Source organism: Pseudomonas sp. Larv2_ips (assembly GCF_963879675.1).
Taxonomy (GTDB): Bacteria; Pseudomonadota; Gammaproteobacteria; order Pseudomonadales; family Pseudomonadaceae; genus Aquipseudomonas.
This window is the reverse complement of record NZ_CAWOAW010000014.1, coordinates 1,267,412-1,276,239: the sequence shown is the minus strand read 5'-3', so window position 1 is coordinate 1,276,239 and position 8,828 is coordinate 1,267,412. Positions and strand designations below refer to the sequence as shown.

General features: G+C 61.6%; 8 protein-coding genes. 1 reads left to right on the top strand and 7 read right to left on the bottom strand.

All coding sequences use genetic code 11. From position 1 onward, the window contains the following. The first annotated feature begins 362 nt into the window (after nt 1-362). Entirely contained in the window at nt 363-3,890 is a 3,528-nt protein-coding gene (locus tag AACV02_RS12495) for a hypothetical protein (RefSeq protein ID WP_119739927.1), read from the top strand. A 51-nt stretch (nt 3,891-3,941) separates the two neighbouring features. Here AACV02_RS12495 and AACV02_RS12490 read toward each other — a convergent pair whose 3' ends face one another. The 7 genes from AACV02_RS12490 to AACV02_RS12460 form a co-directional block, all read right to left on the bottom strand. Then, nucleotides 3,942-4,355, bottom strand: coding sequence for an ester cyclase (locus AACV02_RS12490; protein WP_119739925.1), 414 nt, complete (start codon nt 4,353-4,355; stop codon nt 3,942-3,944). Between the two features lie 150 nt (nt 4,356-4,505). Continuing rightward, nucleotides 4,506-5,552 (bottom strand): EscU/YscU/HrcU family type III secretion system export apparatus switch protein, encoded by a 1,047-nt coding sequence (locus AACV02_RS12485; protein WP_119739923.1) that lies wholly within the window; start codon nt 5,550-5,552, stop codon nt 4,506-4,508. 3 nt (nt 5,553-5,555) lie between these two features. Next, entirely contained in the window at nt 5,556-6,368 is an 813-nt protein-coding gene (gene sctT, locus AACV02_RS12480; protein WP_106578746.1) for a type III secretion system export apparatus subunit SctT, read from the bottom strand. Nucleotides 6,369-6,374: 6 nt separating this feature from the next. Then, nucleotides 6,375-6,644, bottom strand: coding sequence for a type III secretion system export apparatus subunit SctS (gene sctS / locus AACV02_RS12475; protein WP_003208314.1), 270 nt, complete (start codon nt 6,642-6,644; stop codon nt 6,375-6,377). Nucleotides 6,645-6,654: 10 nt separating this feature from the next. Further along, entirely contained in the window at nt 6,655-7,308 is a 654-nt protein-coding gene (sctR, locus tag AACV02_RS12470) for a type III secretion system export apparatus subunit SctR (protein ID WP_119739921.1), read from the bottom strand. Further along, entirely contained in the window at nt 7,305-8,306 is a 1,002-nt protein-coding gene (gene sctQ / locus AACV02_RS12465; RefSeq protein ID WP_119739919.1) for a type III secretion system cytoplasmic ring protein SctQ, read from the bottom strand. Before sctQ ends, sctR begins: the two co-directional genes overlap by 4 nt. Beyond that, a complete protein-coding gene (locus AACV02_RS12460; RefSeq protein ID WP_119739917.1) occupies nt 8,303-8,749 on the bottom strand; it encodes a hypothetical protein in 447 nt (148 codons plus the stop codon). Before AACV02_RS12460 ends, sctQ begins: the two co-directional genes overlap by 4 nt. Nucleotides 8,750-8,828: the final 79 nt, after the last annotated feature.

The window sequence follows — 8,828 nt, the reverse complement described above, 5'->3', positions numbered from 1 at the left end:
ACCCGGCAGGACGCCGGGTTAGCCGCGTTGGGCCATGGATGGCCCGTCGCGGCGGCCCACGGATTCAAGCCGGAGTGACGGCATGCCGAGCCTAGGCGAGGCACCGAGTGGTGGGGCAAAGACCTTTTGGTTACTTTTGGCTGGGCCGGCATTCCGGGCGTTTGCCAAAAGTGACCCGCTGTAAGAGCGTAACCGCGAGCCGCCGTTACCGCAGCAACGGATATGTACCCCCACCCCACCCACCACCCCACCCCTCATTTCACACCTGTGAAAGCTTGTGCGATCTCACCCCAAACCCCATTTTCACACCCCACCAACGCCTAATATCAAGCCCAAGTGCGCCCCCTCACATGGACTGAAAAATGATCAACCGCCCCGACACCACAACCTCCCCCCGCGCCGGCGAACCCAAAGCCCCCGAGCGTATCTTCAATGCCCTGCTCAACCAGGCCAAAACTCTGGCAGCCGCCGGGCCGGGCGATAAAACCTTCAAACCCAAGGTACTCGCCGCACACACCGACACCCCTCTGAAACCCGCCAGCCAGATCAAACCTGACGACTACAAGGAAGTCACCGCCCTGCCCGCCAAGCTCGATATCGACACGCTCAAGGTCGTGTCCGAAGACAAAGACACCGGGGTGATCTATTTCGAACAAGACGGCAACAGATTCAAGATCACCCGCGAAGCCGCCGAACAAGTCCAGGAAGGCTTCGACACCCTCAAGGGCCTGCACTTCGGCCACGCGATAGCCCCCGTCAACCAGGGCGGGCCAGACGCAGGCACCCCACTGTATGACCTGCTGCACACCCTCGCCGACACCCAAGGCACACCCGCCGGCAAAGCAATCCGTGAAGCACTGAGCAACCCCGACCAGCAACTGCTGCGTGAAGACGACCCCGGCGTGCGCCTGGCCGCTATCAAATCGGTGGGCCAAGCCAAAGACGGCGTGGTCAAGGTCGCCCTTGAAAACGGCCAGACCCTGGTGATTTCCGAAACACTCACCCCTCAAGCCTTCGCCAGCTACAACAGCGCAGGCGTGACCAAAGAGGCCCTCGCCGACGGCAAGGCCAAGGGGTATGAAGAAGTCACCAGCCTGCCCGGCGACCTGGATTTCAGCCAGCTCAACGTGGTATCCGAAGACCCGAAATCCGCGGTGATCCTGTTCGAACATCAAGGCAAAAAATACATGATCAGCCAGTCCGAGGCCGCCCTGCCGCAGCCCGGCGCCGACCTCAACAACCCCAACCCCAACGCCGGCAGCTCGTTCTATCAGTTCCTGCATGCGGTGCACGCCAGTGAAGGTTCCCAGGCCTTCGACTACATCAAGAATGCCCAGTCCCTGCCCGGCCAGGCACTGCTGCGCAAAGATGAGGCCAGCCTCACACTGGGCGACATCAGCAAAGTCGACGCGCCGCTGGACGGCATCCTCGTGGTCAACCAGGCCGACGGCAAACTGCTGGTGGTGTCCAAAGACATCACTCCCGAGGCCTTCGCCGCCTACACCACCAAAGGCCAGACCCTGGCCGGTATCGAGAAGGCCAAGGGCGACGGCTACAGCCTGGCCGGGCCGGACGATTACCTGGCCTCTACCGAAGACATCATGAGCGTCGGCGGCGTCGGTGATTACGGCCCCGGCCTGATCGCCTTCACCCAGCACAAGCCCGGCGGCAGCGAAGAGAAAATCGTCGTCAGCGAAGACAGCAACCCGCAGATGTTCGAGCAGATTTCCAGCTACCGCACCGATATCGCCCAGCAAACCACCGACGTCGACGCCTTGCGCGCCAGCAACGGCCTGCCGCCGCTCAAGGACGTCTCCGTCGACAGCCTCACCACCACCGAAAAAGACGAAAGCGGCAACCCGCTGTCGGTGCAGGACCTGTCGATGAAAACCCTGGTGGACAGCTACCGTGCCGGGGTCAAGGACGGCAGCATCGGCAAGGACGACCCGCGCGCCAAGTTCCTGCGCGCCGTGGAAGCCAAGAGCATGGCAGACAACGGCATGTCGATCATTCCCGAACATGGCTTCGGCAACCAGGGCATTGCCACCACGCCTATCGACGTGACCTCGCGGGATGTACGCGACAACATCTTCGACACGCAGTCGATCGACAAGACCATCAGCGAACTGCTCGGCGACTCGACCATCCAGGCCGACATCAAGGCCAATCACGACGCAGCATTGGGCAAAGTCGACGGCGGCCAGGCCAAGGTCGATGAGGTTCACCAGAAGTTGCTCGACAGCACCTCCTCGGAAAACTTCACCCAGTACATCAAAGCCCTGCAGGACGGCGGCAAGACCGAACTGGCCACCCAGGAAATCCAGACCGCCTACACCGCGCTGGCCGACATGGACCCGGCCAAGGCCGACAATTTCCTGCAAAACCTGCAGATCGACGGCTACACCGACGCCGTTGAAAAGCTGATGGACGACCCGAGCAAAATCAGCGACGACAACACCGCCCTGGCCACCACGGACAACACCCTGGCGATCTTGTCGATGCTCAAGGGCGGCGCCGACGGCCTGCCGCGCCAGGCGTTGGGGGTGTATTCCAAGTTTGTCGATCAACTGCTCAAGGACAAAGGCGCTGCCGCCGACTTCGGCAAGGCCATGATTTCGTTGGGCGACACCTGGCAGAAAAACGGCGTGATCAGCTTCAGCGATATCGACCACGCGGTAAGCAAAGAGATCATGCCCGGCCTCAGCGACGAGAACCGCAGCGCCTTTGTGAAGAACCTGAGCTTCCTCAAGGACAACGGCGTACTGGGTTCGGTCGGCGGCGCCATCGGCATGGGCCGTATCGTCTACCAACTGGCGGGCCAGGGCGGCAAGCTGGCCGACACACCGATGAAACGCCTGGGAATCGCCAACGATTTTCTCGGTTTCCTCGGCACCGGCTCCCACTTCGCCACGCTTGGCCTCAAAGTGTACGACAAGCTGCGTGGCACCAACGCCTACAAACTGATGGGCTTCGACCGCTCCCTGCCCGACCTGTGGGCCAAGCCCGGTGAGGGTTACCATGCGCTGCCCAAAGACGCCGAGGCGGTGCAGAAGAAGTACTTCGAGATCGTCGACCAGGCCATGGACGACGGCAAGGATGTGGGCAAGGCGCTCAACAGCGGCGGCTGGAGCGACGAAGGCGCGAAGAAGGTTCAGGAAGGCATAGAAAAAGGCATCGCCAGCCGTGGCGGCGTGGCCGGTGCCGGCTTTGGCGCCAAGTTCGCCAGCAGCGCGATCAAGGTCATCGGCATGGCCACCGACGTCGCGGGTGGTGTGATCAGTGTGGTCCAGGCTGCGTTCACCCTGCGTGACGGCGTGCGCGAAAAAGACCCGGTCAAAATCGCCTCCGGTTCCTTGTCGATGGCCGGCGGTGTCAGCAGCCTGGTGGCCGCAGGCGGGGGGGTGTTGACGACCCTTGGCGTCACCGGGCGGATCATTCCGTTTCTCGGGCCGGTGGGTTTCCTGATCTCTGGCGCTCTGTCGTTTGTCGGCGCGATCCTCAGCACCATCCAGTCGCACAAGCTGCACAAGATCTCGATGCAGAACTGGGACCAGATCCAGGACTTCAAGCAGGACGGATTACTCAAGCCCAACGGCGATGAAGCCTATGTGTGGCTGCAGACTTACCTGTCCGACTGGGGCCAGCGCGACGCGCCGCAGGACCAGAGCATTTTTGACTTTCGCAAGGAAGAATGGGATGCGCGTTCAAGCATTCGGGGCGGCGATCACCGGCGTGACCACCCGGACTACATCGGCGATGGCAACAACCGTAATTCGGAGGACTACAAGTATTCACTGAAGCCGTCGGAGTGGACCAACGACAACCACGACATTATCTGGCGCGTGGGCGACGGGTATGGCGGTGAGTATCACGATGTAGACAAGCCCTGAGGCGTGTCGGATAAGGCCCCCATCGGATGGGGGCCCGTTCGCGGGGTGCATTCAGTTGGTGTCGAAACCCAACTGGCGGTACAACGTTTTCATGTCGTAATAATCGGTGCATTCGACAATCTTGTTGGCTTCAATCCTGATCACGCAGGTGCCGTCGACATTGATCTTGCGGTGAGTCGCCGGATAGCCGAACAGCTCGCCCTCATGGGTGCCCGTCATATGCCACTGGATCGTCCCGCCGCGCTCGCCAAGGCTGATCAAGTCGCGGATAACCTCGAAATCGGGCAATGCCTTTCTGATCAGGTCGAAAAAGTCGCCCAGCGCCGGGCGCCCTCGCATGATTTGCCCTGCGGCCTTGTCTTCATAGACGGTCGCCTCGGAAAAGATCGCGAGAAACCGGTCTTTGTCGGCGGTAGACCAACTGTCGGCCCACTCTTGGATCAATGCACGGTGTTGATCTGTCATGGTGAATCTCCTGGGAAAATTGGAACAGTGCAGCGCCACCCGATTGGTTGACGCCTGCGTCCATCGCCCGTGACAGATACACCTTCAGCTCCTGCTGAGCAGATACTCCCTCCGTACCAAAGCGCCAGACAAGCGTAGTACGCGCGGCGATTAAATCAACCGTGCCGCGACCAGCCAGTCCGCTACTGCCTGGAACGAAGCATCCGGCACCGGATCACCGGGCACGGTCTTGCGCGCGATGTCAGCGGCCAGGCCCTTGTCCGGCGCATGCGGAATCCCTAGGTCATAAGCCTCCTGCAACATCAGCAGCGCCTCCTCCGGTGACGCCCGGCACACGATCACCGGCACTGGCGTCTCACCGCGCACATAGCGCACGCCAATCACCCAGCCATCGGTGGTGCCGATCATCATTGACGCCCTGCCCAACCCCAGCTTGGTCGCCAACGCCTGCATTTCATTGCGCTGGCGGCGCCGCTCGCTCTTGATCAGCGGGTCGCCGTCGATGTCCTTGCGTTCGCGCTTGGTTTCGCTGCGGGTCATTTTCATGTCGCGGCCGAACAGCCAGCGCTGCATGATCACGTCCACCGCACCGACCAGGATGAACGCGCACAACACGGTGAACACCAGCGGCTTGAGCACCAGGAAAAACGTCGACTCCATGCACTCCGCGCCACAGCGTGAAGACTCCATCAGCGCCTGCAACGCATGCTTGCCGATCACATAAAACGCGATCGCCAGCACATGCACCTTGATCAGCCCCTTGATGAACTCCACCAGGTTGCGCAGGGCAAAAATCTTCTTCAAGCCCTCGGCCGGGTTGATGCGTTTGAACTCGGGTTTGATCGGGTCCACCGAGAACACAAAGCCGCGCATAGTGATGATATTGGTCAGGATCACCACGCCGGTGGTCACCGCCATCACCGGCAAGGTAATGCTGATGACCAGTTGCTCGGCATGGTCGAGCACCCGCGGCCACACCGTGGCGAACGGCTCAATGTAGATGTGCGCGGTGAGGTCGATCAGCGCCGTGACCTGGGCCTTGGCGCGCGGCGCCAGGATCGAGATGCACAGCGTGCAAAACAGGATGACCATGCCCGACACCAGGTCCTGGCTCTTGGCGACCTGGCCTTTCTGGCGTGCGTCCCTGAGCTTCTTGTCCGTGGCCGGCTGGGATTTTTCTTCGCTGGTATCGGCCATGGGCTACTCCATGCCGGCGAGGGTTTTGAGCAACTCGACAGTGCCGCGAAATTCCGCCAATTGATCGAGCATCAACGGAATCAAAAAGCCGATGTAGATCACCATCAGGATCGAGAAAAACAGGTTTTTCACCGGCAGCGACAAGTCGAACATATGCAGGTTCGGCGCCATCCGCGACAGGTAGGCAAGCATCAGGTCGGTGATCAGCAATGAGATCAGCAAGGGCGAAACCATCAGCACGCCGACGCGCATGATCTGGTCGAGAATCGACAGCACCGCCAGCAACGCCGAGCTGGCAAACACCGGCGTGAATGAAGTCACCGGCCATAACTGGTAGCTGTGGTAATAGCCGTCGACCATCAGGATAAAGCCGCCGGACATGAAGAACAGCGTGATCAACATCACCGTAAGCAAGGTCGCCATCACGCTGGATTCACCGGATGACAACGGGTCCACCAGCTGCGCCATGGTCGAGCCACGTTGCAGGTCGATCAACTCCCCCGCCACTTCCGCGGCCCAGAATGGAATACCGAACAACAGGCCGATGAGGATGCCGATCAGGAACTCCTTGATCAGCAGCCCGGCGATAAACACGCTGCCGTGCTCGGGCATTCGGGTCAGCGCGTCGAACACCGGAAAGAACATCGGGATCGAAATGGCCACCGCCACACAGCCGCGAATCATGCCGGTAAGGCCCAGGCGGTTGAACGCCGGGGTGATCACCACCACCCCCATGGCGCGGCAGGCGGCAAGCGAGGCGGCGCTGATCACCGGGTAGGCGACCTCCAGAAACTGCGCGGTAAGGCTGGCATCCATGGGCAGTCAGCGCGTCCACAGCGGGAAGTTATCCAGCACCTGGCTGCCCAGCTCCGCAACTTGGCCTGCGAGTACCGGGCCAAGAAACACGATGGTCAACAGCACCGCCACCAGCTTCACCACCTGCGGCAAGGTCTGGTCCTGAATCTGCGTCAGCGCCTGGAACAGCCCCACGCTCAAGCCCACGATAATCGCCACGCCCAACGCCGGCGCGGAGAGCATCAGCACGGTCATCAGTGCCTGTTTCATCAATGACAGGAAAACGTCCTGGCCCATGGGTCGTGCCTCAGCCGTAACTCAGAATCAAACCGTGCATCAAGCGCGACCAGCCACTCAGTGACACGAATAAAAAGATCTTCAGCGGGATCGAAATCAGGTTCGGCGAGACCATCGACATGCCCATCGCCATCAACACGTTGGACACCAGCAGGTCCACCACCAGGAACGGGATGTAGAGCAGAAAGCCGATCTCGAAGGCGCGGGTCAGCTCCGAGCTGACAAACGCCGGAATCAGCACCACCAGGTCATCGTCACGCAGGTCGGCGCGGGCTTCCGGCGACCAGATGGTCTCGGTGGCCTGCACAAAAAAACCGCGCTCGGACTCATTCGCAAAACGCTTCAAATGCGCCTGCAGCGGCGGGCGCAGCGCATCGCCCAGGTCCTTGAGTTGCTCGAAATGCTCGATATTGAGGTCGCGTCCCTCGACCTGGCGGTACATGTCGCCAATCAATGGCGTGGTCACGTACACCGACAGAATCAGCGCGATGCCGTACAGCACCAGGTTGGGCGGTGTCTGCTGCACCCCAAGGGCGTTGCGGATCAGGAACAGCACCACCGAAATCTTCATGAACCCGGTGAGCGTGACCACTGCCAACGGGATCAGCCCGATCGTCGCAACGACCAGGATGATCTCGATCAGGTTCGGCTGATAACCGGTCATGGGGTGGCAAAACTCAGCAGGCGCACGCCCAGGCCGTCGCCGATTTTTACCAGTTGGCCCTGGCCGACGCGACGCCCGTTGACCATCAGGTCAACGCTGTCCACGCCGGGCGTGTTGAGCTGCAACAGGCTGCCCGCACCCAGTTCCCGCAATTGCGCCAGGGTCAGTTCCAGGCTGCCGACCTGGCACACCAGTTTGAGCGGCAAGTCATCCAGGGCCGCGGCGGCATCAACATCAGTCATCGTGTTCTCCATGTGCAAAAGGGGGGCTTGTAGTTCTTCCTGCAACTGCAATGCTTCACCCTGGTATTGGCAGCGGGCCTGCAAGCGCCCGTCCAGGTCGAGCAACAGGCCCGAGCCCTGCTCCAGCATCAGCACATCGCCGGGCCGCAGGCTGCGCAATTCGCCCAGGGTCAGCCACTGCCGCCCGGCCACCACCGCCAGGGTCTGGCGCAGGGCGGGCAGCGGGTCGGGTTCGATCTGGCCGTATTGCGCCAGCAGCTGCGCCACCAGCACGGCAGCACCTTCGCTCAGGTCCAGTTGCGCGCTCATGGCCGGCTGGTTGCCAAAGGTCAATTCGAGCGCCAGGTGCACGGCATACGCGCGCTGATCGTCAGTGGCCTCGACTAACTGCACCGGGTGGCCGAGCACGGGTTCCAGGGTCTCGATCAGGTCGAGCACCGCCAATTCCAGCAGCAACGAGCGTGGCAACGATGGCAGCAATTGCGCATCGAACTGCAACGCCAGCGGCACCAGTACTTGCTCCAGCGCGGCCGACGACAGCCGCAGGCGCACCGGGGCGCGACCGAGCAACAAAAACACATCGCGCGAATTGCCCAGGCCTTGCGCTTGGGCGGCCCAACTCACGCGCAACGCTTGCCCGGCGCAACGGCCCTGCCAGGCGCGACGGCGACGGTGCAGCTGGTTATGCAGCGCCAACAGCGCCGGGTCGTACTGCGTCAGCCAGGGTGCCAACGGGTCGGCAAGGGCGGTGATCATGTGCCGGTGCCTTCTTCGCGCAATTCACCGACACGGCGCTCATCACTTTCACGCCCTTCCAGCAGGCTTTGCCAGGCTTCGGACTGGCGTTGACGGCTCAGGCGTTCCTGGCGAAACAGGTCACGCTCGCGCTCCTGGCTTTGCAGGGTGGTGGACACGTGGTGCACGTCGTTCTCGAGCACCTGCTGGTCATCCGACAGGCCGCGCAAACGTTCCTGAGCCGCCTGCCAGCTGGCCACCGACAGCCCCTCGGTCAGGGATGCATAAACCTGGCGGGCTTCCTCGGCAATCGCTTCACGGTGCAGGCGCAGTTGCTCCCTGGCGTCGTTCAACACGTCGTGGGTCTGCGCGCAGCGTTGCTGTTGGGCGGCCAGTTGGTTGGCGGCGCGTTGTTCACGCAGCACCCGTAGGGTTTGCAGGGTGCGCAGTTGGTCGGTTTTCATTGGGGTTGCTCCTTTCTGATGCCAGCACAGCAATCTGTAAATCCATGAAAATCAAAGGTGGGAGCTGGCTTGCCTGCGA

Bases quoted from the DNA above. Each gene is read 5' to 3' on its own strand.
- AACV02_RS12490 (WP_119739925.1), bottom strand. From the start codon at position 4,355: ATGACAGATCAACACCGTGCATTGATCCAAGAGTGGGCCGACAGTTGG.
- sctQ (WP_119739919.1), bottom strand. From the start codon at position 8,306: ATGATCACCGCCCTTGCCGACCCGTTGGCACCCTGGCTGACGCAGTAC.
- sctS (WP_003208314.1), bottom strand. From the start codon at position 6,644: ATGGGCCAGGACGTTTTCCTGTCATTGATGAAACAGGCACTGATGACC.
- AACV02_RS12485 (WP_119739923.1), bottom strand. From the start codon at position 5,552: ATGGCCGATACCAGCGAAGAAAAATCCCAGCCGGCCACGGACAAGAAG.
- sctR (WP_119739921.1), bottom strand. From the start codon at position 7,308: ATGACCGGTTATCAGCCGAACCTGATCGAGATCATCCTGGTCGTTGCG.
- AACV02_RS12495 (WP_119739927.1), top strand. From the start codon at position 363: ATGATCAACCGCCCCGACACCACAACCTCCCCCCGCGCCGGCGAACCC.
- AACV02_RS12460 (WP_119739917.1), bottom strand. From the start codon at position 8,749: ATGAAAACCGACCAACTGCGCACCCTGCAAACCCTACGGGTGCTGCGT.
- sctT (WP_106578746.1), bottom strand. From the start codon at position 6,368: ATGGATGCCAGCCTTACCGCGCAGTTTCTGGAGGTCGCCTACCCGGTG.